Below are 25,818 nucleotides of genomic sequence, written 5' to 3'. Positions count from 1 at the left end.
TTATGAAAAGATTAATCCTGATGGTTTGTACAGCTGGTTTTCTATTGGCAGGCTTTCCCCGGTTTGCCAGTGGGAATCCGCTGAAGGATACAGTGAGTCAATTTGATGAGCTGAGTAAAGCGGTTGATCTGAAGCAGGTTGCTGATGAAATCAGAAAACAGGCGGAACTGACTTTGAAAAAGCAGGTTTTGGCTCAGGCGAAATGGGCGATGCAGCAAAAAACGATCACCGTAACCGCAGATCGCTCCTCAAGAAGTGCCGGTGGTTTACATGATTTCTTTTCAGAAGGTGATTACTGGTGGCCGGATCCTAAACACATTGATAGTCCTTATGTACAAAAGGATGGGATGACCAATCCGGAAAACTTTGTGGCGCATCGTTTAGCAATGATCCGCTTTAGCGAAATTATTGGGGCCCTGGCCTCTGCTTATCGTTTAACCGGAGAGGAAAAATATGCGAAACAGGCAATGGTGCATTTGAAAGCCTGGTTTATCACTGAGGGGACGATGATGAATCCGGACCTGAAATTTGCACAGGCTATTAAGGGCAGATTTACGGGACGTGGGATCGGGATCATTGATACCATTCAGTTGATGGAAGTGGCGCAAGGGGTCTTTGTGATGTCGGATGTTTTGGATAAAGAAGTATTGAAAGGAGTGAAAAACTGGTTTTCGGAATACCTGAACTGGCTGATGACTCATCCTTATGGTAAAAAAGAGATGAATGCAGAGAATAACCATGGGACCTGTTTTGTCATGCAGGTAGCTTCTTTCGCTAAACTTACCGGAAATCAGGAGTTGTTGCGTTTTTGCAGCGATCGTTATAAAACAGTTTTGTTACCCAATCAAATGGCTGCTGATGGTAGTTTCCCCAGAGAGATGTCACGTACTAAACCTTATGGGTATTCGGTTTTTAACCTGGATGCCATGACCACGATTTGCCAGATTCTTTCTACGCCACAGGATAACCTCTGGACTTTTGAAACGGCGGATGGGAAGTCCATCAGAAAGGGCGTGGAATATTTCTATCCTTTTGTAAAAGATAAAAGTAAATGGCCTTTAAAACCGGATGTGATGCATTGGGACAACTGGCCGGTAGCACAGCCTTTCTTAATATTTGCAGCAGATGCTTTTCAGGAGCAGGACTGGCTCAAAACCTGGCAGAAACTGGATCATCATCCGAAAGTGGAAGAAGTGATCCGCAATTTACCGGTTAGGAATCCATTGATTTGGTTAAATTGAGGAAAGATCAGTGTTGGATTTGTTTTTAGATGATAAATGATGAATTGTAAATCGGCTATTTTATTGTTGTCCTTATCGTTGAGCGCGGGTTATAGTTATAGCCAGGTGGCAGGTGATGAAGATAAAGAAATGTTTAACCAGGCAAAAACGCGTGATGAGCGTGCAATTGCGGCAGCCAAAAATGGCTGGTGGACGGCTTCGATGAAAAATCATGAGGCAAGGATGCAATGGTGGAGGGATGCTAAGTTTGGCATGTTTGTCCACTGGGGATTGTATTCTATTCCGGAGGGAGAATGGAAAGGGAAGATTGTGAACGGTTATGCCGAACATTTGATGCGTAAGGAAAAGATCAGCAAGGCTGATTATCTGGAACTTGCTCATGAATTCAACCCTTTGAAGTTTAATGCAGAAGAATGGATTTTAAAGGCGAAAAAGGCAGGGATGAATTACTTCATCATTACCGCCAAGCATCATGATGGTTTTGCGCTGTTTGATTCTAAAGTCTCTGATTTTGATGTGATGGATCAAACGCCTTTTAAGCGTGATCCGATGGCGGAACTGGCAGCAGCAGCCAAAAAACACGGGATGAAGTTCGGGTTCTACTATTCTCATGCCTTCGATTGGGAGCATCCGGATGCTCCGGGCAACGACTGGGAATATAAAAACCCCGGAGGCGATCAATTGATCGGCGGTGCAAACTGGTTTGATAACCATCCGGACTGGTTGCCGAAAGCACAAAAATATGTAGACGGGAAGGCAATTCCTCAGATCAAAGAATTGATCCATAAGTATCATCCTGATATTTTATGGTTTGATACCCCGCATAAATTACCCTTTTCTGAAAACCTGAAGATACTTCAGGCGATTCGTGAAACGGATCCGAATATTGTCGTAAATGGCCGTTTGGCGAGAACTGCAACCGGAAACTTTGGGGATTACCAAAATACCGGAGATCGTCCGGCAGAATTCCGGACGGTTAGCGGAGATTGGGAAGCCATCCCAACCACAAATGAGTCTTATGGTTATTCCAAGCATGATGATAGTCATAAATCTGCAGGATTTTTTATCCGCCTGCTGGCGAACGCAAGTTCCCGGGGTGGCAATCTTTTGATGAATATCGGCCCTAAAGGGGATGGTAGTTTTGATCAGAAAGATCAGCGTATTCTGGATAGTATCGGCCCATGGCTGCATAAAAATAAGGCTTCCATTTTTGGCGCGAATCGCTCGTCTTTACCGATTCCGGCATGGGGAGTAACCACCCAAAAGGGAAACAAGGTGTACCTGCACGTTTTTGATTGGCCTAAAGATGGGAAACTGTTGCTGGGAGGTTTAAAAACGGAGGTTAAAAAGGCTTACCTGTTGAATGATCCTGCAAAAAAGAAATTGCTTGTGAAGCGTTTAGGGCCGGCAGATCTGAGTATTTCAGTGCCTGGAAAGTGTCCGGATGCTGCTGATGCAGTAGTGGTTCTGGAATTGAATGCACCTTTGAAGGTGGATTCAATGCGCTTGCTGGCCAATAAGGATATAGGGAACAGGCTGCTGGCTTTTGATGCGGTACTGCATGGACAAGGTTTTGGCTTTGGGGATGGAAAAACCGACCGCTATTTTGTGGATGGGTTAAAGTCGGAAGGCCAGTATTTCTCCTGGGATTTTAAAACCCTGGCTCCTGCAAAATATCAGATCCTGGTTAAATACCTCGCCGGAGCAGATCCGAACGGCACGTATCGGGTGGAATTAGGCAACTTGAATGTAGAAATGCCAACTTTTGCTCAGAAAACCGGGGTTGTGACTCAGGAAATTGGAGTGATGGATTTGCCTGCCGGGGTATATCAGTTAAAATTTAGGGCTGCAAATGCGCATGACATCGAGTTGTTGAAACTCCTGGAAGTGCAGGTGATCCCTGTAGCGCCTTAGCGCTATAGAATTAATATTGTTGTTGAAATTGTAATTACCTATTTAATATTTAGAATAATGAAAAGATACTTTTTTACTGTACTAGCTCTTTCTTTGCTGCATACCAGCACTTTTGCTCAGAAACCGAACGTTAAAAAGGCGTTTAAGCTGGCCGCTAAACAAACAGAATTTATGTTGAAGGAGGTGGAGGAAGCGAAACATCATTCGGGAAATCCAGCATTGGTTTCGCCAAGGACCATTGAAAACGGGAAGCTGAAATTGGTGGCTTCGAGGGACTGGACCAGTGGGTTCTTTCCTGGTGTATTGTGGTTTCTATACGAATTCAATCAGCAACAACCCTGGATGAAGGAAGCCCGTAAATTCTCTGCGGACATTGAAAAGGAAAAGCTGAACGGTACTACTCATGATATGGGCTTTAAGGTGTATTGTAGTATCGGGACAGGGTATCGCATTACGAAAGATGAACATTATAAAACAGTTGTTTTAGAGTCGGCGAAGAAACTGGCTACACGCTTTAACCCTAAGACAGGGGTGATCTTATCCTGGGATCATAGTCGCGATAAATGGGTGAATCCGGTGATCATTGACAATATGATGAACCTGGAATTGTTGTTTGAGGCGACAAGGTTAAGTGGTGATTCTTCTTTTTATAAGATTGCTGTGAGCCATGCCAATGTAACTATGAAAAACCATTTCCGTCCGGATTACAGCTCTTATCATGTGATTGATTATGACCCTCAAACGGGTGCGGTATTGAAAAAACAAACCCATCAGGGGTATAGCCATGAGTCGGCATGGTCAAGAGGACAAGGTTGGGCGCTATATGGTTACACGATGTGCTACCGTTTTACGAAAGATCCGGTCTATTTAAAACAGGCAGAAAATATCGCTGCTTATATATTGAACCACCCGAATATGCCAAAAGATCTGGTTCCTTACTGGGATTTTAATGCGCCAAATATTCCTGATGAGCCTCGTGATGTATCCGCAGCTGCGGTAATCGCTTCGGCATTGTATGAACTGAGTGGTTATAGTGATCAAAAGACAACCTATCTGGATAAGGCAAATGTGATGATGAACAGCATGGCCAATAAATATACTGCGCCGGTAGGGACGAATAAAGGTTTTATCCTGATCAGTAGTACGGGTTCTAAACCTTCCAATTCGGAAGTGGATGCGCCACTTTCTTACGCAGATTATTACTACCTGGAAGCTTTATTAAGAGCTGATCAGTTGAAGTAAAATTTAACCCGGCAATTGGGCAATAACATGAATTAACCAAATACAAATCTTATATAAGCTTTATGAAAAAGAATCAATTAATGATTGCGGTATTGATGAGTGGGAGTTTGTTATTGTCCAATTGTAAAAAGGAAAAACCGGGTGCAGTGGAGCCCCTGCTTCATGCGTCCAATCTGGAAAGTACTGCAGGTGATGTTCAGGCTGCTGCTGTTTTGTTTAATGGCGATGCCGGTAATGGCTCTGAGAATGTTTGGAAAAGCACTAACATTGAAGGAACAGGGGCGGTTTCTACGGTCACAGATGAGACGGGGGTATTGACCTGGAAGTTCCTGAAACCACTGGGTAGCCACCGTACAGAAGGTCATGGCGCAAAGAATTATCTGGCAGCTGAAGGTGATGAAATTTACATCGGTTTTACGAGTAAACTGCTCATCCCTGCTGATTTAAAAACGGAGGCCATCTTTCAATGGAAATCTTATCCAACGGTAGGATCATTGCAAAACCATCCTTTGATGCTGAGAACAAAAGGAGGAAAGTTAGAATTGCAGCATTTCGATGATAGTCATGTGGCTACAGTGCCCTGGGCGATTACTTTACCCGTAAATACCTGGATGAGCTTTGTGATCCGCATGAAAGTATCCCGCAATCCAGCTATTGGATTTATTGAATTCTGGTACAATGGCGTGAAACAAACACTGGCAAACGGGACGCAACGCCTCACTTGCAGAACACTTGATGTGAAGGATTGCGATCCTAAATGGGGCGTGTATGGTGGAGACGAAGCTGCGGTGACGCATTATGTGAAAAAGATCAGAATTGCAACTACCTATGCCGACGCGGCGCAGTAATCTGCTTTGCTGAGGGTAATATTGCTGAAACATCAGCCAATTGAAGAGTGTGCTCCTTGTCAAATATGCTGTACATTAGGTTAACCAAACCAATATAAACTATTATGCGTAAGATATCATTATCACTAATCATAGCCTTATCTTTTTTCATTCAGCTGGCCCACGGTCAACGCGCGCTGACTAAAGACGAGCGGATGGCCTGGTGGCGGGAAGCCAAATTTGGAATGTTCATCCACTGGGGAGTCTATGCACAGTTTGCCGGGGTGTATCAAGGTCACGAACAACGTCGCGGTGGGGCTGAATGGATCATGAACCGATCTAAAATCCCTGTAGCGGAGTATCAGGAAATGGCGAAAAGCTTTAATCCGACGAAATATGATGCGGATGCCTGGGTGAAAATGGCCAAAGATGCCGGTATGAAGTACCTGATCATCACGGCTAAACACCATGATGGTTTCGCTTTGTTCAATTCTAAAGCGAGTAAATGGGACATCACCGATGCGACGCCTTATGGCAAAGATTTGTTGAAACCTTTAGCGGAAGCTTGTAAGAAACAAGGTCTGAAGCTAGGTTTTTACTATTCTCAGGCACAAGACTGGAACAATCCGGGTGGATCAGCCGCGCGAAAAGAAATGAGAGAAGGATGGGCAAATCCGGATTCTACAAAGATTGATGCCTATACTCTGGCCAATAAAGGACATTGGGATGCTGCTCAGCAGACTAAAACTTTCGATCAGTATATTGATGAGGTCGCTGTACCACAAGTAAAAGAATTGATGACCAATTACGGCGATATCGCTGTGCTTTGGTGGGATACGCCAACAAATATGACGGATGAAGCGGCTTTGAAACTTCAAAATGCGTTAAAAACACAACCACAGATCATTACCAATGATCGTTTAAAAAGACCTGATTTTCCTGGTGATACTAAAACTCCGGAGCAAAAGATTCCTAATCAGGCAGAATTGGATGGCATGGACTGGGAAACCTGTATGACCATGAATGGTACCTGGGGATTCCGTACTGCTGATCATAAATGGAAATCAAGTGAAACATTGATCCGCAACTTAGCAGATATCAGTTCAAAAGGAGGGAATTATCTGCTGAATGTTGGTCCTAAACCTGATGGTACTTTTCCTGAGGAGAGTGTACAAAGGCTGAGCGATATTGGAAAATGGATGAAAGTGAATAGCGAAGCGATTTATGGTACAAAAGCCAGTCCTCTGGCACCATTGGATTGGGGACGTTGCACAAAGAAGGAAACTAAAGATGGTACCGTGCTTTATTTTTCTGTGTTCAACTGGCCTAAAGATGGGGTATTAGTGGTTCCAGGCGTTAAAAATAAGGTGAAATCAGCGGCGCTTTTAGCTAAGGGTAAAGGCAAGGTGACTGCGGAAAGAAAAGGTGATGACCTGTTGATCCGTGTTCCTGCAGAGGCTCCCGATGCGGTGGCTTCGGTAATCCGCCTGGAATTTGATGGTGTTGTTGATCATCAGACCACTGATCAGCCTAAAAAAGAAATGAAAACCGGTGCTTTAGATTAAGAAAATGAAAACTATACTTTTTACTGTTTTTCTTGTATGGATAGCTGTTTTAGGGCAGGCAAAGGATTATCGCATACGTTCTGCAAAGGAATTAGAAGCCCTGGTTTTAGCTCCGGGAGATCGGGTGTTGATGGAAGAAGGGGACTGGAAGGATCAGAAAATTGTATTTAAAGGCAATGGGAGCAAAACGCGTCCCATTGTTTTAATGGCTGCAAATCCAGGGAAAACTTTATTGACCGGCAGTTCTTCGCTGGTCATCGACGGGACCTGGTTATTGGTGGATGGTTTATCTTTTGCCAATGGTTTTATCAGCGCAGGTGATGTGATCGGTTTTTCTGATAATTCCTCCTTTTGCAGGTTAACCAATACTGCGGTGGTTGATTATAACCCTGCGGATGAAAAGGTGGATTATCGTTGGGTTTCCCTAAGAGGAAGTCGCAACCGGGTAGACCATTGCTTTTTTAAGGGTAAGCGCCATCAAGGGGTTACCCTTATTGTATGGCTTTCTGAAAAACCAAATTACCACCAGATCGATCATAATTATTTTGGACCACGTCCGGAGTTGGGAAGAAATGGTGGAGAAACGATCAGAATCGGGACCAGTACCTGGTCTTTTCATGATTCGTTTACGATAGTAGAAGAGAATATTTTTGAGCATTGTGACGGGGAGCTAGAAGCCGTTTCCAATAAGTCATGCAGGAATATCATTAGAAACAATTTGTTCTACGAATGCAAGGCGACGCTGACCTTAAGACATGGGAACCATTCGGAAGTCTCCGGAAATTTCTTTCTTGGCAATGGGAAGCCTAAAACCGGTGGGGTACGCATCATAGGAGAAGATCACCTGGTACAAGGCAATTACTTTCAGGACTTAACAGGAACCAGCGTTAGCGCGGCAATTTCTGTCATGGCGGGATTGCCAAATCCGATATTAACCAGTCATTGGCAGGTGAAAAACGCCGTGATTCAGGACAATCTGATCCTGAATTGCACAGAGCCTTTTGCCATTGCTGCGGGTTATAATCCAGGTCGGTATTTGCCTGCTTTAAACACGGTTTTTGCAAAGAATATTATTATGGCGAATCAATCTCCCTTAAAATGGTACGATGAAAAGGTATCTGTTCTTTTTGAGGATAACCTGATATTCAGTAATTCTTATTCCGGTACTCCTGAAAAAGGTTTTGTACTGAAAAATGAAGCGCTTAAAAAGATGGCCAATGGCTTGTACCTAAAACCGGGACAGCGGGCATTTAAGCCTTTCTGGGAAATCAGCAAAATTGGTCCGGGTTGGGCTAAACTGAACACCTCTTTTCCAATATTATAATTCTTTGTATTTCATTTAATGAAGCGGTCTGTGCTTGTCATTTTCTGGCACAGTCCCATTTAATATACTTCCTCCGATGAAAAGATCAATGCTTATTTTCCCCTTGCTATGTATGGCAATCGTGGGGAAATCACAACAAATATCTCCACTGTGGACCGACTTCGTAACGGCAAAACAGCAGGGTACAACTCCCATTCTTCCGGATTTCTCTTATGCCGGATACCATTGGTCGGAAAAAGAGCTGCCTTCCCTGACAGGTAAAAAGGTGTTTAAAGTAGCCGATTATGGGGCGATTCCAAATGACGAACTTTTTGATGACGCGTCTATCCAGAAAGCAGTTGATGCAGCGGAAGCAAATCCGGGTGGAGGGATTGTTTTCTTTGAGCCGGGTAAATACCTGGTTGCCCCGGATGGAGATGCGAAAAAACAGATCCGGATTTCTAAAAGCGGGATTATTTTGAAAGGCTCCGGAAGCGGTACTGCCGGAACGGAAATCTACCAGGCAAATATGCGGATTCATGGACGTCAGTTTCTGTTTCAACCTGAGGTTGTAAGCGGAAAAAAACTGACCACCATTGTAGCTGATGCCGGCAGGGAAACTTTTGCAGTAAATGTTCAGGATGCCTCGAAATTGAAAGTAGGACAAGATGTGGTGATCCGACACAGGTCCGAGGAGTTTACCAGGTTGTATTTTGCGCCATTGGATTTAAGACCACAATGGTCAAGGCTGTTTGGCGATAAGGGAGGAATGCAGATTTATGAGATTCATACGATCGCAAAGATTGCCGGAAATCAGGTTGTGTTCAAGAACCCGGTTCACCTGGATATAAAACTGGTGAAGAGTGGAACCTGGGACATAGAAAGCTATAATTCCTTGTCAGAATGCGGAATTGAAGACCTTAGATTCTCCAGTAACTGGAAAAATTACCCCGAAGAGTTTGTCCACCATAAGAATGAGATACATGATTATGCGTATGAGGCAGTTGGAATGGAGTACTTAAAGGACAGCTGGATCAGGAATTGCGAATTTCATGACCTGAATGAGGGGGTTTTTATCCGCTCCGGCTACCGGATGACCATAGAAAACACTCATTTCAGAGGAAAAAAGGGCCATGCCTCAATTCATGCGCGTGCCGGATATGGGGTGTTGGTGAAGAATTGTTCCTTTAACGGGGCGCAACATCATGGTGCCGGAACCGGTTATAGTGCAGTAGGGACGGTGATTACGAACTGTAGTCTGGGCGTTGATCAGAATATTGATATCCACTCCGGACAACCTTATGCAACACTTTATGACAACGTGGAAGGTGGGGTGTTTTATAATTTAGGAGGCCCTGAACCGGGATACCCACATCATGGTAAGGAACTGGTACTGTGGAATTTTCAGCATAAATCTGTAAAAGATCAGCATTATGATTTCTGGGATAGCTCACGTAGGAGAAACTATACGATCGCCTTGCCTATTTTAGTTGGTTTTACTGCGGATAAAGTGGTAACTTTTGACCATACCGGCATTAATGAGTCACAAGGGAAACGGGTGCTTCCTGCTTCTTTGTTTGAGGCTCAGCTTCAGTTGAGATTAAAAGGAATTGACCTGGCGAAAGCTAAATAGAAATTACATGGGAAAAGTATTTAAGTGCTTCTTGATATGGCTGGTTTTTTTTACTGGTTATGAGGGGTATGCGCAATCGAAAATGCGGATTGTTTGTGTCGGGAATAGCATCACCTTTGGTTCTGGTTTAAAAGACCGCGCCAGGGAATCCTATCCTGCGCAGTTTCAGGCCATGCTTGGACCTGCTTATGAGGTGCTGAATTTTGGAGTAAGCGGGGCAACCATGCTTAAAAAAGGGAACAAACCATATTGGAACACCCCCGAATATCAACAGGTATTGGCTAGCCGTCCGGACCTGGTTTTCATCAAACTCGGGACAAATGATAGTAAGCTGATCAACCGCGCGCAGATGGGTTCTTTTGTCGCAGATTATAAAGAGATGGTCCATAGTTTTCAGGGCCTGGCTTCTAAGCCGAAAGTGGTTTTATTACTTCCTTTGAAGGCTTTTTCTGAGACGAAATTTGGGATTTCGGGTACTTACCTGAAGGATAGCCTGATGCCCATGGTACAGCAAATCGCTTATGAGGAACGACTGGAATTGCTGGATCTTTATGCTTTATTTGCGGATAAGGAGGCCTTACTGGCGGACAAAGTCCACCCAAATGCAGCGGGTGATACCTTTATTGCGGAACGTTTAAAGTCTTTTATCCTTCAAAAAACAAAGCCAGGAAAAGACCTTTCCGGGAAGATTAAAACGCCTGTGAAGCGGAGTTCTTTTTATGGTTACGAAGCACTGAGCTTTTCTTTTAAAGGGCGTGAGGCAAGGATCGTAAGTCCGAAGCAGGTGGCGCAAGGGATGCCCTGGGTATGGAGAGCGAGGTTTTTCGGACATGAGCCACAAACAGATATTGCCATGTTGGAACGTGGTTTTCATGTAGTGTATTGTGATGTGGCCGAGTTGTTTGGCAATGCGGAAGCCATCGGGATCTGGAATGATTTTTACAGCGCCCTGCAAAAGATGGGCTTCGCGAAGAAAGCGGTGATGGAAGGAATGAGCAGGGGCGGTGTGTATGTCTATAATTGGGCTGCGGCCAATCCGGATAAAGTAGCTTGTATTTATGCCGATAATCCGGTGCTGGATTTAAAAAGCTGGCCAGGAGGAAAGGGTACAGGCCCCGGGAGTAAAGAGAATTGGACCGCTTTCCTGAAAGATTATGGTTATGCCAATGATGCGGAAAGTGTTGGTTTTAAAGGCAGTCCGATAGATCAGATTGCAGCCATTGTGAAGGGGAAATATCCGATGTTACACGTTTGTGGTGATTTGGATGAGGTGGTGCCCATGGCAGAAAACAGCCTTCCTTTTGCAGAGAAAATTAAGGCTGCGGGCGGGAATATCCAGTTGATTCATAAGCCGGAAGGCAAACATCATCCGCATAGTCTTCCCAATCCGCAACCTATTGTAGATTTTATGTTGAAAGCTACCGGATATTAATTCCGGCGGCTTTGCGTTGTGCGAGGAATAAGGATGCTGGCTGTAGGTCCTTCTGGTCCTGAGCTTCCCATTCTCCATCAGGTTTTCCCGGTAATCTTCCGGCTACTTTCTTGCCTTTAAGGCCAATGGCGTAGTTTTTACCGGATGCCCATGGGTTTTGGACAGCTGCCGATTCTACTGTACAGTTCCATAAAACCTGGGTGACACCCGACCAGCCATGTCCGCTACCCCAGTTTCCACGGTCTTGAACGTTGATTTGTCCATCAGTATCGATATTGTCGTATAGTGTTCCGGTTGCCCAGCGGTGATGTGGACCAATGTCGGCATGGGTATTTCTGGATTTACAGTTGTAAAATACGTTAGGTCCGGCTGTTTTAGCTCCGGTTACGTAATCGTGACGGCCTTCCGTGGTTTCGAGGTTCATGAATAGATTCTGCTGTCCGTTATTGTTGAAAGAATACCTTCTACCGCCTGTGATGATAGATTTTGCATCCAGACATTTGGAATCTTTAACAGTGATGTTTTTCGCACCTGTATTCAGACTAACCGCGGCATAAATGAAAAAGCGTGCGGTGATGTTGCTTACCCAGCCATTCTCGACATGGTCAAAGTCGACAGCAATATTGCCATGGTCTTCATCAATATCATTTGCATATTCAGATTCAAACAGGATGTTTTCTATGCCAACTTCCTGTAAACGACCTTTGTAGCTGTATTTGTAGATGGCTCCCGTGCTGTATTTCTGGTCTATGGCCATGACCACAGGGTTGTCAATGAAAACAGTATTCCCGGTTATGCGGGTGATTTCTCTTTCATAACTCAGGTTATATTCTTCGGCTTTCCATTGTTTGGTGCCTTGTCTGGCTATGATCTGATCCATTTGTATATCCTTGATCCAATTGGGACTTCCTGGTCTGAAAAGGATGATTTTATCTCCGGCTTTGAATGCTTTGGCATTGGTTACTTTAAAGGATTTTGCGCCGGTAGGCACATAAGTGTCTGTGATGTTTACCCTGGTTCCAGGGATTTCTGTAACCTGACCGGTTCCGTTGATTTGCAGGAGGGAGCGGGAGCCTTTACCGGTAGCAATGAGCTTTGTGCCATTGGCCGTGTTTCCTTCGCCTTTAAGTACAATTCCGTCAGATTTGATGTGCAGGGTTCCGGCAATCGGGTAACTGCCTTTAGTCAACAGAATGGTTCCCCTGTGACCGTTTTTATCTGCGGGTATGGCCGAAAGTTCGTCAATAGCCTGCTGGATCATGCTTCCGGCATCGCCATTGACAGGATGTAAGGTTTTGAAGAGTTTAAGTTTGGGGATAGGGCTTAGTCCGTGATGGTAACCTACCAGACTGAAATCCGGGATGGTATTTCCTTGTTCGTCGGGGTGGTAGCTGATGGTTCCGTCTTTATTGATGTCCAGGAATTTTGACTTCCAGTTGCTATGACCGGTAATGTAGGGATCATTGATCCCCGGGGCATAGTCGTTGATAAAAGAGAAAAGAAAGGTGCTGGCCAGGAGGGCCAGCACACTCAGGGTAAATTTGTGCTTCATTTATGGTCAGTGTTTGGTTTATGACCATGCAATAGCGCTATAATATTCTAAAATTTAATCGTTTAAATTGGCAGGGTAATCAAGAAGCCTGGCAATTTACATCGGTTATACTTTCATTCTTTGAATGCGAACGGCATTTAAAATGGCCAGTAAGGCTACACCTACATCTGCAATTACGGCTTCCCAGAGGTTGGCTACTCCACCTGCACCAAGAATGAGTACAATCACTTTGATACTCATGGCGAGGATGATGTTCTGCCAAACGACATTTCTGGTAAGCTTACCAATTTTAATGGCCGCTACTATTTTGGAAGGCTGATCGTTTTGAATCACGATATCGGCAGTTTCAATGGTCGCATCACTACCCAATCCACCCATGGCAATTCCTGCATCTGCCAGTGCAATTACCGGCGCATCGTTTACGCCGTCCCCTACAAAAGCAAGGGTTCTTTTTTCGGCTTTAAGGTTTTCTACTTTTGTCACTTTGTTTTCAGGGAGCAGGTCGCCGAATGCCTGGTCTATGCCTAAAAATGCAGCGACTTTATCCACCACGCTTTGTTTATCTCCACTAAGCATGACGGTTTTAATGTTCAAAGCATGCAGGTCTGCAATGGCTTGTTTTGCGTCTTCTTTGACCTCATCGGCAATGGTTACGTAACCTGCAAATTTATGATCTATGGCCACCACCACTACGGAGTCTACGATAGTATCTATATCCGCAGGATAAGCAATGTTGAACTTTTTAAGGAGCTTTGCATTACCTGCAAGGATTTCTTTGCCGTCAATCAGCCCTTTTAAGCCATGTCCGGCGATTTCTTCTACATCGCTGACCTTACTGTGGTCTGGTGTGGTTCCGGCATATTCAGCAATCGCTGTGGCAATCGGATGTGTCGATTTACTTTCAATAGCCGCGAGTAATTGTATGAATTCTTTTTCCTCAATATTTCCTTCGGTACTGACTTTCTGCACCTGGAAAACACCTTTGGTCAGGGTACCGGTTTTGTCCATCACTACAGTATCAATTTTAGTCATGATGTCCAGGAAGTTCGATCCTTTGAACAGGATCCCATTTCTGGATGCCAGTCCGATTCCCCCGAAATAGCCGAGCGGAATAGATACAACCAGTGCACAAGGGCAACTGATCACCAGGAATACCAGTCCGCGGTAAAACCAGTCCTGGAAATTATAATCCGCTACAAAGAACCAGGGAAGGGCGATGACCAGGACGGCCAGCAGGAATACAATTGGCGTATATACTTTGGCAAATCTGGAGATGAAAAGCTGGGTCTGTGATTTTCTGGCGGTCGCATCCTGTACCATTTCCAGAATTTTGCTCAGCTTGCTGTCTTTGAACAGCGATTTCACCTGAACTTGTGCCAGCTGGTTTAAATTGATCATTCCGGCAAATACCTGATCGCCTTTGTTTTTGGAATCCGGTTTGCTTTCACCGGTTAGGGCAGCAGTATTGAAAGTCGCTTTTTCGGAATAAAGAACGCCATCCAGGGCTACTTTTTCTCCGGGTTTTACCTGAATAATTTCTTCAATGGCGACTTCAGCCGGGGCAATAGTAATCACTTTTCCTTCACGGATAACATCGACACTATCCGGTCTGATGTCTAAAAGGGCTTTAATGCTTCTTTTTGCTTTGTTCACAGCACTATCCTGGAACCATTCTCCGATAGAGTAGAAGACCATAACGGCCACACCTTCACTGTAGGAACCGATGGCAAAGGCACCAATAGTGGCGACGCTCATCAGGAAAAACTCATTGAAGAAATCGAACCTCATGGCTTTTTTGAAAGCAAGTTCTAAGACATTATAGCCGGCCAACAGGTAGGCAGGAACAAAGATGATCAGCTGGGTAAGCTGGTTAAAGGTGATGTTAAAGCCGTATTCCAGCGTGAGCATGATCATCACAACAGCCAGAGCTGTAAGCAGTGGCCAGTGACTGGTCCATGATTCCGGTTCTCCGGATCCGTGGTTATGTCCGTCATCATCGTCATGGCTTTCTTCAGCGCTGTGCTGGTGGCCCTCATGCTGATGTCCGGCATGAGTGTTTTTGGAATGGCCATTTTTAGGATGTTGATCCCGGCCTTTTATGATGGTTCTATTGGTTTCTTCTGTATCGCAGCAGTCTTTGGCTCTCATAGATTCTGGTATCTTGTTTATAATTAATATACAAATTTACCAGCAATTGTGATGCAATGCTATTGCAAAGTTAGGGGAGCTAATTGTTGGATTCGTAGGGATGGCAGGGGTTTTTAACCGGGATTACAACGATCGCATACGCCTTTTATCACCAGATTCATCTCTTCAGACCTGAACTTTTCAGGGAGGGAGATTTGTGGGATTTTGGTGTTTGGTAAACAGAATGTCTCCTTGCAGTTATTGCAATAGAAATGTACATGGAGGTCGTGGTGGTGATGATCATCACATTCCTCCATGCACAAAGCATATTTTGTAGTGCCTGTTCCATCTTCAATGTGGTGAACCAGGCCTTTTTCTTCAAAAGTTTTCAGGGTACGGTACAGGGTGATCCTGTCGGAAGGCCCCATACCTTTCTCCAGATCATTCAGACTAATGGCTGTATTTTGCTGCATCAAAAAATCCAGTACCAGCAATCGCATAGCAGTGGGCTTGATGTTTTTACTTTTTAGCCTTTGTTCGATGTCTTTCGTCATTTGAAGATCTTTAGGAGGTTAGCTTCTCTTTACAGATTTGCAACCTCAATTTTATAATGGTAAAAATACCAATTTTTAATGGGAGTGAGCTGTAGGTGCCGTAGATTTAGATTGCAGGTAAAATGCTCCTTTAACCACTAATCTGGTGTTCTCAGGGAGTTTTTCCAGTGGTGTGATACTGATATATCCCAGTTCAGAAACTCCGGTTACCACTTCTACCTTTTTGAAATGGGTACCATGTTCATGTTGCGCTTCGCCTTTTGGGGCTTCTTTTTCAGGCTCTGCGGTTTTTTTAGGCTCCGCTGTTTTTTCATGTTCATCTGTTTTCGCTTCTTCTTCCACAATGAAAATATATTCTTTTCCTTCGGCTTTTACGACTGCATCAATCGGTACTGCCGGCGATTTTTCGGTGCCTACACTGATCAATCCCGTTACATACATCCCTGGAATCAGGTTGGGTAATGGTTTGGTGATTACCGCGTGAACAATTACGCCTTTGGTATCGTCTTCAAATGATTTGTTGATCCCGGTCAATACGCCTTCAATTTGTTGATTATCCTGATTGGTTAACCTGAAACTCACTTTCTGGCCAACCTGAACTTTGAAAAGATCTTTCTCATATACGAGTAAGTCGGCATGGATTTTTGAGTTGTCTACGATATCCATTAAGGAAGTACCCGGTTGTACAAAAGCACCGGTAGTGACCTGTATGGTGCCAATAGTTCCGGAAATAGGGGCAGTGACCGTGGTTTGTGCCGTGATATTTCCTGCGGAAACGTTTTTAGGAGAGATACCTTGTTGTTGTAGCTGACGTTCCAGGGCTTTGATTTTTGAAAGCTCTGTATGGTAATTTGCTTCTGCCAGCTGGAAAGATCTGCCCGTTCCGGCATCTGCGGCTTTCAGTTGCTGCTGACGTTTATATTCCGCATCGACAAAAGAGAAGCCGTTTTTTGCAGACAGATAATCCTGTTGCAGTTTAATCATTTCCTGATTTTCGACCACTGCCAGGGCTTGTCCTTTCCTTACTCTTTGTCCTTCCAGTACATTGATCTTACGAATGATCCCACCGGAAAGCAGGTTTACTTTGGCCTCATTTTGTGGTGGTACGGCCAATTGGCCACTGGCTTTCACTACGGCAGTAAGGTTTTTCTCCTGAATGGTGCCGATTTCAATACCTACCGCTTTCATTTGTTGTTCGGTCAGTTCAATTTCATCGCTATGTTCTGCCTCCTCTTCATGTACTTCGGTCGCCTCTTTTTCTGCCGGTTTTTCTTTGCTGCCATTGCAGGCGATCAGGGAAGTGCTTAGCAATAATGCGAATACTAAGGCAAGCGGTAAGTTGTTTTTATATAAGTTCATCTGATTATTCTCCTTTGATAAATGCCAATTGAATGCTGGTCTGGTTTAACTGATTTAGTGTTTCGAGGTAAGTGATCTGGCTCTGAATGGCCAGGGAAATGTTTTGCACATATTCCATGTAACCAATCTCTCCAAGATCAAATGATACCTGTGCAATGCGCAATTGCTCTTTTGACTGTTTTAAACCCACACTGGTATAATAATCCAGAATCTGTTTGTTTTTCAGGTATTCCTGAAATATTTGCTCATACTGGATTTCAAAATCACGTGCTGTATTCTGGTAATCGGTTTCAGCAATTTGTACGGCAATTTTTTCTGCCTTCACTTTTGCGCGACCAGCACCATTAAACAGGGGCACAGCAACACCAACCTGCAATCCTGCAATTCGGGTACCGGGTGTATAACTCCGGTCTATATTTGCAGGGTTAAACGATTTGATCACCATCTGCTGACTATAACCAAGCGTGAAATCAGGCATCGCTTTAGATTTCTGCAAGGCGATTTTTGCATTGGCAATTGCCACCTGTTGTTCCTGGTAACTCAGTAGGGGATTTAAGCTTTTGTGAGCCGAATCTGGTTTATCAGTAGTTAACAAGGGCAAATCAGTTGAAGCCAGAACAATTGGATTCCTGGTGTTCAGTAACTGCCGGATGCTCAGTTCCTGAATTTTCAATTCCGCTTGTGCGGCATTCTTTAAGGCTTGCACTTCCTGATACTTGTTTCTGGCTGTCATGAGTTCCAGATTAGAAGTTTCGCCGGATTTATGTCTCACTTCTGCCTTTTTAATGAAACTCCGGTAGATGCTATCCTGGAAATTCAACACTTTTAAAGTCTGGGTATAGTACAGATAATTGTAATAAGCGGTTTTAGTATCCCGGACAATTTCTGCACGGGAATAGTTGAACGCTTTTTCCGTTAAGCTGGTTTCCATCTGCAACACCTTACTCTGGTTTTTATACAATCCAGGCCATGAAAAAGTCTGGGTCACATTCACTGAGTTGTCATTACCACCACCACTTGTAGGATCCTGCGTGACAGAGAATTCTGTTTTTCCAGGGTCAAAGCCGGATTTCTGTAAGGCTTTCGACTGATCTATGCCCAGTTTGGCGGATTTCAGCTTTAAGTTGTTGTTAACCGCCATAGCAATCATGCTATCCAGGCTGAGTGCTTTGTTTTGTGCTTTAGCAGTATTCATGCTGCTAAAGCTGGTTAAACCGATCAGTCCGATGATAAACAAGCTTTTTACCATTTGATTAGGATTAAATTTATCAGATTCTTCCTTTTTACGGGAAAACAATAAGTATAAACAAGGGAGTACGAACAGGGTAAGTAGGGTAGCGGAAAGTAAGCCACCAATTACCACTGTGGCCAAAGGTTTTTGTACTTCTGCACCTGCACTACCGGAAAGTGCCATTGGCAGGAAGCCCAGGGAAGCTACAGCGGCAGTCATAATCACCGGGCGTAACCTCACTTTTGTACCTTCCATCACACGCTGGTAGATATCGGTCATGCCTTCTTCTTTCAATTGATTGAAATAGCCGATCAATACAATTCCATTGAGTACAGCCACACCAAATAATGCGATGAAACCTACTCCGGCAGAAATACTGAAAGGCATATCTCTCAGAATTAGGGCGAAAACACCTCCAATTGCAGAAAGAGGGATGGCCGTAAAGATCAGGAGGGTTTGGCTAAAGGACTTAAATGTCATGTATAGCAAGCCCATAATCAGGATTAAGGCGATAGGAACAGCAATAGACAACCTGTCTTTCGCTTTCGTTAAGTTTTCAAACTGTCCGCCATAAGTCAGGTAATATCCGGAAGGGAGTTTTAATTTCTTATCCAGGATGCTTTGAATTTCTGCTACGGTACGTTCAACATCTCTGCCTTTTACGTTAAATCCGACGTAGATTCTGCGTTTTCCATCTTCTCTGGAGATTTGTGCCGGTGCATTTTTTAAGGTCACACTGGCCACCTGGTTGAGTGGTACTTTATTGCCGGATGGCAAGGGAATGTAGAGGTTTTCAATGCTTGAAATGTTCTCACGCAGGTCTCTTTGTAAACGAACAACCATTTCAAATCTTTTCTCTCCTTCGAAGATCACACCTGCAGTATTACCTGCAAAAGCGGTTCTTAAAAGGGTGTTGACATCAGAAATGCTCAGTCCGTATTGCGCGATTTTATCACGGTCGTATTCAACTACAACCTGGGGAAGTCCGGTTACCTGTTCTACAAAAGGCTCATTGACACCTTGAACAGGGGCAATTAGTCTGGCGATTTTATTGGCCTGTTGTGTCAATATGTCCAGGTCTTCTCCGTAGATTTTTATGGCTACATCTTGTCGGACACCCGTCATCAGCTCATTGAAACGCATTTGCATCGGTTGGGTGATTTCTATGTTAACACCGGGCAGGATGGACAGTGCTTCTTCCATCTTTTCGGACATTTCCTCTTTAGTTTTTGCGGAAGTCCATTCTTCTTTAGGCATCATGGCCACCATCATATCGCCTCGTTCTACAGGCATCGGGTCTGTAGGGATTTCGGCACTTCCGATACGGGTAACCACTTGTTTAACCTCAGGAAACTTATCTTTTAATATCTTCTCGGCCTTGCCAAAAGTTTCTACGACCTGGCTTAGGGAAGTTCCCTGCGACATCGAGATTTCTACGGCCAGGTCACCTTCTTCTAATTGCGGAAGGAATTCACCACCCATACTATTGAATACCCAAAGGGTGACCGCAAACATTAGAACGGCTGCAGCTACAGTGAGTTTTTTGAATTTCAAAACCGCTTTCAGTGCTGGTTGATAGACGCTTAACATAGCGTCCATGATTTTGTCAGAAATGTTGCGTTTATGCCTGGTGTTCTTACTCAGGACTAAAGCGGCCATCATTGGAACGTAAGTCATGGATAAAATGAAAGCACCGACAATGGCGAAAACTACGGTCTGTGCCATCGGTTTAAACATTTTACCTTCAATCCCGACCAGTGTCAATAGGGGAAGGTAAACGATCAGGATAATGATTTCCCCGAAAGCGGCGCTGTTTCTGATTTTCGAAGAAGCGGTATATACTTCTTCATCCATTTGCTCGTCGCTGAGCGGGAGGTTATCCTTTCCCTGATTTCTGGTCGTTAACCGGAAAATGATGGCTTCTACGATAATCACCGCACCATCTACTATCAGTCCGAAATCTATAGCACCAAGGCTCATCAGGTTTCCGGAGACGCCAAAAAGACGCATCATCGCAAATGCAAACAGCATGGATAGCGGGATCACAGAAGCCACGATTAGACCAGCTCTCCAGTTGCCCAATAACAGGAGTAACACGAAAATAACGATCAGTGCACCTTCAATCAGGTTTTTCTGAACGGTGCTGATGGATCTGCCTACCAATTCGGTACGGTCAATAAAGGGTTCGATCACGACTCCTTCAGGTAGGGATTTCTGGATCTGCTCAATGCGTTCTTTTACATTTTTGATCACCTCATTGAAGTTTTCTCCTTTGAGCATGAGCGTGATGCCGGCTACCACTTCGCCTTCGCCGTCACGGGTTACTGCACCATATCTGGTGGCAGAACCAAATTGTACCGTAGCCACATCGCGGATGAGGATTGGTACGCCCCCCATGTTTTTCACAACAATCTTTTCAATATCCGACAGGCTTTTTACCTGTCCGACGCCACGGATGGTATAGGAATTACTTTGTTGTTCAATATAGGAACCTCCGGTATTCTCATTGTTGTTTTCTAATGCTTTATAGATATCAGCAATGGTAATATTGAGGGAGTTTAGTTTATCATTATCGAGGGCGATTTCGTATTGTTTCACATAGCCACCCCAGCCACTTACTTCGGCTACGCCTTTAGTTCCGGCAAGTTGTGTTCTAACCACCCAGTCTTGTAAAGTCCTGAGGTCGGTGGCATTGTATTTCTTTTCATAGCCTTTTTTAGTATGCAGTACATACTGGTAAATCTCTCCCAATCCAGTGGTAATGGGGGCTAGAGTAGGTTCTGCCAGTCCTTTAGGGATATTGGCTTCTGCTTCTTTCAGTTGGGCACTCACTTGCTGGCGTGCCCAGTAAATATCGGTGTCGTCTTCAAAAACGATGGTGATGACCGAGATTCCAGACCTGGATATGGAACGTTTTTCGATCACCTGAGGGATGTTGGCCATGGCCAGTTCTATAGGAGCCGTAATAAATTGCTCGACTTCCTGTGCGCCTAAACTTGGCGCCTGGGTCATGATTTGTACCTGGTTATTTGTGATGTCGGGTACCGCATCTATGGGCAATCTGGTTAGGGAGTAAATGCCCCAGATGACCAGGGAAAGTGTCATTAAACCAATGGCCAGTTTATTCTTTATAGAGAATAAAATAATCTTATCAAACATAAGGGTTTGTCTTGTTGCTAAAAATAATCAATACATGAATTCACCACCGGGTGATGAAAATGGAGTAGATTATCCTAACTGAGGGGGTTGCCAGATATCTCCTGCAAAGACAATAAGCGGAGCGGCAGGAAGTTCAGGGTAGCTGACTTCTTTTTTAGAAAATACGATGGTGTTGATGAAATTGCCCGGGCTGGGGATTGCAAAAGCCTGGCAGGTGCTGCAATGGAAGAATGGAGAGCAGGTGTGTGGACCTGGATCCTGATCACAAGGGATATCTTGTACTTCGCTGATATGCGTTTGTTCGGTGCTGATTTTAGCTTCATCGTCGCAACATGGCCATACAGAAAGGGCCATGATGACAATCGTAAATATATAAGCTAAATACCTCACCCCGCAAACTTATAGATTTTTTTAAAATACTGGTGATCTTTTTGAGTTTTTTTTACTTTAGAGAGATATCTTTTAATAAAAAGAGCTGCAGTTGCTTAAGTATTCCGGCTAAAGTATTTTCTTCTGAACCAGAAGGAAACATTAACCAGCGCAATAAGGGCCGGTACTTCTACTAATGGCCCGATTACCCCTGCGAAAGCTTGTCCGGAGTTGATTCCAAATACACCTATCGCCACTGCGATGGCCAGCTCAAAATTGTTTCCGGTTGCGGTAAAGGCAATCGCAGCGCTTTTTGAATAATCTGCCCCGAAATACTTACCGGCGAAGAAACTCAAAACAAACATCAGTACAAAATAAATGGTAAGCGGGATGGCAATGCGAACCACATCTAATGGAATCTGAACAATCAATTCCCCTTTCAGGCTAAACATGATCACAATGGTAAATAGCAGAGCGATCAAAGTAATGGGTGAAATCAGGGGCACAAATTTATCCTGAAACCAGGCCTCGCCTTTTAATTTGATGAGGCTATATCTGCTGATGATTCCCAGCGCAAAAGGAATTCCTAAATAAATGGCTACACTTTCCGCAATCTGGCCGATGGTGATGGAAACTTCCAGCCCCTTTAATCCGAATAATGGAGGGAGCACCGTGATGAAAACATAAGCATAAACGCTGTACAATAAGACCTGGAAAATGCTGTTGAGGGCGATTAGTCCAGCGCCATACTCCCGGTTTCCTTCTGCCAGTTCATTCCAAACCACAACCATGGCGATACATCTGGCCAATCCAATCAGGATCAATCCGATCATATATTCCGGATAATCCCGGAGAAAAGTAACCGCCAAAAGGAACATCAATACCGGGCCAATGATCCAGTTGAGCAGCAGTGAGGTACCAAGTACTTTGGTGTCTTTGAATACTGCGCCCATGTTTTCATACTTTACCTTAGCCAGTGGCGGATACATCATCAGGATCAGACCAATGGCCAGTGGGATATTGGTTGTTCCGCTGGAAAAAGAGTTGATGATTCCGGCAGAAGAGGGCATAAAATAGCCCATACTAATCCCAATGGCCATGGCCAGGAAGATCCATAAGGTAAGGTAGCGGTCTAAAAAGCTGAGCTTTTTTCGCTCCGCTACAGGGGTACAGTGGTTTGCAGACATGTTGTTAGTGCAGGTTTTCTTTGATAAAGTTTTGGCAGTAACCTTTGATCAGGTCGCGGACTTCCGCAAACTGTGCTTTGATTTCTGCTTCAGTTCCGGTAGCCTTTGCAGGATCAGGGAAATTGTAATGAAACTTAAGGGCATTGGTTGGGAAAAACGGACAGCTCTCTTTTGCATGATCGCATACCGTGATTACGAAATCAAAATCCAGGGCCATATATTCTTCGATGTGGTTGGAGGTATGTGTTGAAATGTCTATGCCATCCGCCTTCATCGTTTCAATGGCCCTTGGGTTGACACCATGAGTTTCAATTCCTGCACTATAAATGATTGCTTTGTTTTCTGCGAAAAGTCTTAAATAACCTTCTGCAATCTGACTGCGACAACTGTTGCCGGTGCAGAGTACGAGTATTTTCTTCATAGGTTTAACAGCAGCCAGATCCAGGTGTACATACCTCTGCATCGGAAGCAAAATTGATCAATTGAATTTTCGGTTTTTCTGTAACTGTTGTTGGGTTACAGCATTCTTCACCTTTGTCATCCGTGCCGCAACTACCTCCACGATTGATGGCTTTACATTGTGTAGCATCAGGAATCAGATTTACAATTAGGTCCTCACCAGCAATGCTGATCTCTCCCGGATACATTTGTCGGGTATCAAATTCTGAGTTTCCAAATTCAATTTTCACTATTCCCAAGGGATTTAATGGCAATGATTTTTCTACCAGTTCCACAATAGCTAAGGCTTTTTTAACCTGCATGGCCCTTTCACTATCCTTTTCGGAAGGTTCCCAAAGTTGTACGATGATTTCCGTCCAGGAGTTCATCACACCGCCACAATCTACGGATACGATTGGTGCCTGTTTAATTTCCGTGATGTGGTAGGAAGCATCTACCCATTTATCTGCCGCATATTGGAATTGTAATGTTAATTCCGGATTCTCCTGAAGCTTCGTTTTAAAGCTTTCCCAGGTCATTAATGTTGTAGTGTTCATAATATTGCAATTTTACGATTGATATAGACAATTTTTTTTAGCAGCAGGGGATTTCACCTTTGTAGGAGCCTAAGAAAGCACCCAATTGGTTTTCCATCATTTTCCATGTTTTAGGATTGATGCAATAGCATACGCTAACGCCTTCAATGGTCCCCTGGATCAGTCCTGCGTTTTTTAACTCTTTTAAATGTTGTGAAATGGTGGCTTGTGCCAAACCAAGCTCTTCTACCAGATCTCCACAGATGCAGGTATTGGAAGCCAGAATCCTTTGCAGAATGGCAATTCTTGCCGGATGTGCCATTGCCTTCAAAAGTTGAGACAATTGGTTTTGTTCATCGGTAAATATTTCAGATTTAGTAAGTCCCATAGCTGGTTTAATTAATACATTGCAATAATACGATGAATAGGGCTGTCTTCCAAATATTTTCAGTTAAAAAGCCATATTATGACTTTTAGCAGAGCTAAATAGCGACAATGATGGGGGATTAGCTATCTGCTCCCTTTTCAGTGGCAACCTTATAGGTCGGATCTTCCAGGATATTGACTTCAATGATGGCTTCTGCATCTTTCAATAGCTTCCTGCAATCTTCACTTAAATGGGTTAAATGGATGGTTTTACCGGCTTTTCGGTAACGTTTGCTGAGTTTGTTGATGGTGTCAATGCCAGACATATCAGCAATCCGGCTGTCTTTAAAGTCAATAATGACCACTTCCGGATCTGTTGCCGGCTCAAACTTTTCCATAAAATTATGGCTGGAACCAAAGAACAGGGGGCCATAGATTTCGTAATGCTTAGCGCCGTTTTCATCGGTATATTTCTTTGCACGGATTCTTTTGGCACTTTCCCAGGCGAACATTAGTGCGGAAACAATCACACCGATTAGTACAGCAAGCGCCAGGTTGTGCAGCCATACGGTAATTCCTGCTACGAGAATACCTACAAAAATATCTTTCCCGGGCATTTTATTGATGACTTTAAAGCTCATCCATTCAAATGTTCCGATTGCGACCATAATCATGACACCCGTTAAAGCGGCCATGGGGACTTTTTCTATCAGTGGAGCACCAAAAAGAATGATCGTTAATATAGTAATGGCAGCTACAATTCCAGAAAGTCTGGCTCTGGCACCTGCGGAAAGGTTGACTAAGGTTTGTGCAATCATCGGGCAGCCGCCCATTCCGAAGAAAAAGCCGTTAAGCATATTTGCACTTCCTTGTGCGATACATTCACGGTTGCTGTTTCCTTTGCTTTCGGTGATTTCATCGACGAGGTTTAGGGTGAGCAATCCTTCGGTTAATCCTACTGCGCCCATGATCAGTGCATAAGGTAAAATGATTTGCAGGATTTCCAGGTTAAATGGTACCTGAGGAATATGAAAAGGTGGAAAACCACCGCTTACTGCTGCAATATCCCCGACGGTTTTGGTATCGATATTGAATCCTAAAACCAAGAGAAAGACCACAAAAATGGCCACCAGGGAGGAGGGAATTGCTTTTGTGAATTTCGGTAAGATCAGTACAATGGCAATGGTTAAAGCCACAAGACCAGTCATCAGATACAATGCCGGACCACTAAGCCAGACCATTTCTCCGTTCACTACCGTTTTAAATTGTTCCAGTTGCGCCATAAATATGATAATGGCGAGTCCGTTTACAAAACCAAACATGACTGGTTGGGGTACCAGGCGCACAAACTTTCCTAGTTTAAACAAGCCAACACTAATTTGGAAAACACCGGCGAGCACTACTGCTGCAAATACGTAATCCAATCCATGAGATTTCATTAAAGCGATCAATACAATCACTGTAGCACCTGCTCCACCGGATATTAAACCAGGTCTGCCGCCAAATATTGCCGTAACCAGGCCCATAATGAAGGCTGCATATAAACCTGTAAGTGGGGGGAATCCCGCTAGAATAGCAAAGGATAAGGATTCCGGCATCATCGTCATGGCCACCGTTAGTCCTGCAAGGATTTCAGTTTTATAATTGATCTTTTTAGAAAAGTCGAAAAGCTGGATAAAAGGTTTTTGGAGGTAAGGCTTCATTTGCCGGTAAAGTTACACCAGATTTATCGCGCTTTTACACCCGGGATATCAAAAAAACAACAGGCTGTGCAGGCAGCAGA

General features: G+C 44.1%; 19 protein-coding genes. 8 read left to right on the top strand and 11 right to left on the bottom strand.

The window, feature by feature from the left end:
• Positions 1–2 precede the first annotated feature (2 nt).
• From OQX61_RS03335 to OQX61_RS03300, 8 genes are all read left to right on the top strand, one after another.
• Positions 3–1,241, top strand: coding sequence for an alginate lyase family protein (locus tag OQX61_RS03335; protein ID WP_265840255.1), 1,239 nt, complete (start codon positions 3–5; stop codon positions 1,239–1,241).
• A 36-nt stretch (positions 1,242–1,277) separates the two neighbouring features.
• Positions 1,278–3,155 carry an alpha-L-fucosidase gene (locus OQX61_RS03330; protein WP_265840254.1) on the top strand — a complete coding sequence of 626 codons (1,878 nt, stop codon included), beginning with the start codon at positions 1,278–1,280 and terminating at the stop codon, positions 3,153–3,155.
• A gap of 57 nt (positions 3,156–3,212) precedes the next feature.
• A complete protein-coding gene (locus OQX61_RS03325) occupies positions 3,213–4,397 on the top strand; it encodes a glycoside hydrolase family 88 protein (RefSeq protein WP_265840253.1) in 1,185 nt (394 codons plus the stop codon).
• A gap of 62 nt (positions 4,398–4,459) precedes the next feature.
• Positions 4,460–5,245, top strand: coding sequence for a heparin lyase I family protein (locus OQX61_RS03320; RefSeq protein ID WP_265840252.1), 786 nt, complete (start codon positions 4,460–4,462; stop codon positions 5,243–5,245).
• 104 nt (positions 5,246–5,349) lie between these two features.
• The gene (locus OQX61_RS03315) at positions 5,350–6,789 is read left to right on the top strand and encodes an alpha-L-fucosidase (RefSeq protein ID WP_265840251.1); all 1,440 of its coding nucleotides are present in this window, start codon (positions 5,350–5,352) and stop codon (positions 6,787–6,789) included.
• A 4-nt stretch (positions 6,790–6,793) separates the two neighbouring features.
• Positions 6,794–8,113 carry a polysaccharide lyase 6 family protein gene (locus OQX61_RS03310; RefSeq protein ID WP_265840249.1) on the top strand — a complete coding sequence of 440 codons (1,320 nt, stop codon included), beginning with the start codon at positions 6,794–6,796 and terminating at the stop codon, positions 8,111–8,113.
• 76 nt (positions 8,114–8,189) lie between these two features.
• Entirely contained in the window at positions 8,190–9,725 is a 1,536-nt protein-coding gene (locus tag OQX61_RS03305; RefSeq protein ID WP_265840247.1) for a DUF4955 domain-containing protein, read from the top strand.
• 7 nt (positions 9,726–9,732) lie between these two features.
• A complete protein-coding gene (locus OQX61_RS03300; RefSeq protein WP_265840246.1) occupies positions 9,733–11,157 on the top strand; it encodes a GDSL-type esterase/lipase family protein in 1,425 nt (474 codons plus the stop codon).
• On the opposite strand, the gene OQX61_RS03295 is transcribed toward OQX61_RS03300, so the two are convergent.
• The 11 genes from OQX61_RS03295 to OQX61_RS03245 form a co-directional block, all read right to left on the bottom strand.
• Positions 11,144–12,709 carry a hypothetical protein gene (locus OQX61_RS03295; protein WP_265840244.1) on the bottom strand — a complete coding sequence of 522 codons (1,566 nt, stop codon included), beginning with the start codon at positions 12,707–12,709 and terminating at the stop codon, positions 11,144–11,146. The two genes, OQX61_RS03300 and OQX61_RS03295, sit on opposite strands and share 14 nt — an antisense overlap.
• Positions 12,710–12,814: 105 nt before the next feature.
• Complete coding sequence (locus tag OQX61_RS03290) at positions 12,815–14,857, bottom strand: heavy metal translocating P-type ATPase (RefSeq protein ID WP_265840243.1); 2,043 nt, start codon at positions 14,855–14,857, stop codon at positions 12,815–12,817.
• Between the two features lie 113 nt (positions 14,858–14,970).
• Positions 14,971–15,390 (bottom strand): transcriptional repressor, encoded by a 420-nt coding sequence (locus OQX61_RS03285; protein ID WP_265840241.1) that lies wholly within the window; start codon positions 15,388–15,390, stop codon positions 14,971–14,973.
• Between the two features lie 75 nt (positions 15,391–15,465).
• Complete coding sequence (locus OQX61_RS03280; protein ID WP_265840239.1) at positions 15,466–16,749, bottom strand: efflux RND transporter periplasmic adaptor subunit; 1,284 nt, start codon at positions 16,747–16,749, stop codon at positions 15,466–15,468.
• A gap of 4 nt (positions 16,750–16,753) precedes the next feature.
• Positions 16,754–21,139: a CusA/CzcA family heavy metal efflux RND transporter gene (locus tag OQX61_RS03275; RefSeq protein ID WP_265840238.1), complete on the bottom strand. Its 4,386-nt coding sequence runs from the start codon at positions 21,137–21,139 to the stop codon at positions 16,754–16,756.
• Positions 21,140–21,208: 69 nt separating this feature from the next.
• Positions 21,209–21,529: a DUF6660 family protein gene (locus tag OQX61_RS03270; protein WP_265840237.1), complete on the bottom strand. Its 321-nt coding sequence runs from the start codon at positions 21,527–21,529 to the stop codon at positions 21,209–21,211.
• Positions 21,530–21,624: 95 nt separating this feature from the next.
• The gene (arsB, locus tag OQX61_RS03265; protein ID WP_265840235.1) at positions 21,625–22,695 is read right to left on the bottom strand and encodes an ACR3 family arsenite efflux transporter; all 1,071 of its coding nucleotides are present in this window, start codon (positions 22,693–22,695) and stop codon (positions 21,625–21,627) included.
• 4 nt (positions 22,696–22,699) lie between these two features.
• Positions 22,700–23,116, bottom strand: coding sequence for an arsenate reductase ArsC (locus OQX61_RS03260; protein ID WP_265840233.1), 417 nt, complete (start codon positions 23,114–23,116; stop codon positions 22,700–22,702).
• A gap of 4 nt (positions 23,117–23,120) precedes the next feature.
• Entirely contained in the window at positions 23,121–23,690 is a 570-nt protein-coding gene (locus OQX61_RS03255; protein ID WP_265840231.1) for a DUF6428 family protein, read from the bottom strand.
• Positions 23,691–23,727: 37 nt separating this feature from the next.
• A complete protein-coding gene (locus tag OQX61_RS03250; protein ID WP_265840230.1) occupies positions 23,728–24,057 on the bottom strand; it encodes a metalloregulator ArsR/SmtB family transcription factor in 330 nt (109 codons plus the stop codon).
• Positions 24,058–24,175: 118 nt separating this feature from the next.
• Positions 24,176–25,738: a SulP family inorganic anion transporter gene (locus OQX61_RS03245; protein WP_265840229.1), complete on the bottom strand. Its 1,563-nt coding sequence runs from the start codon at positions 25,736–25,738 to the stop codon at positions 24,176–24,178.
• Positions 25,739–25,818: the final 80 nt, after the last annotated feature.

The sequence above is a fragment of the Pedobacter sp. PLR genome (assembly GCF_026239675.1).
GTDB lineage: Bacteria > Bacteroidota > Bacteroidia > Sphingobacteriales > Sphingobacteriaceae > Pedobacter.
Note: the sequence above shows the minus strand (reverse complement) of the source record. Positions and strands in the feature narration are given on the sequence as shown.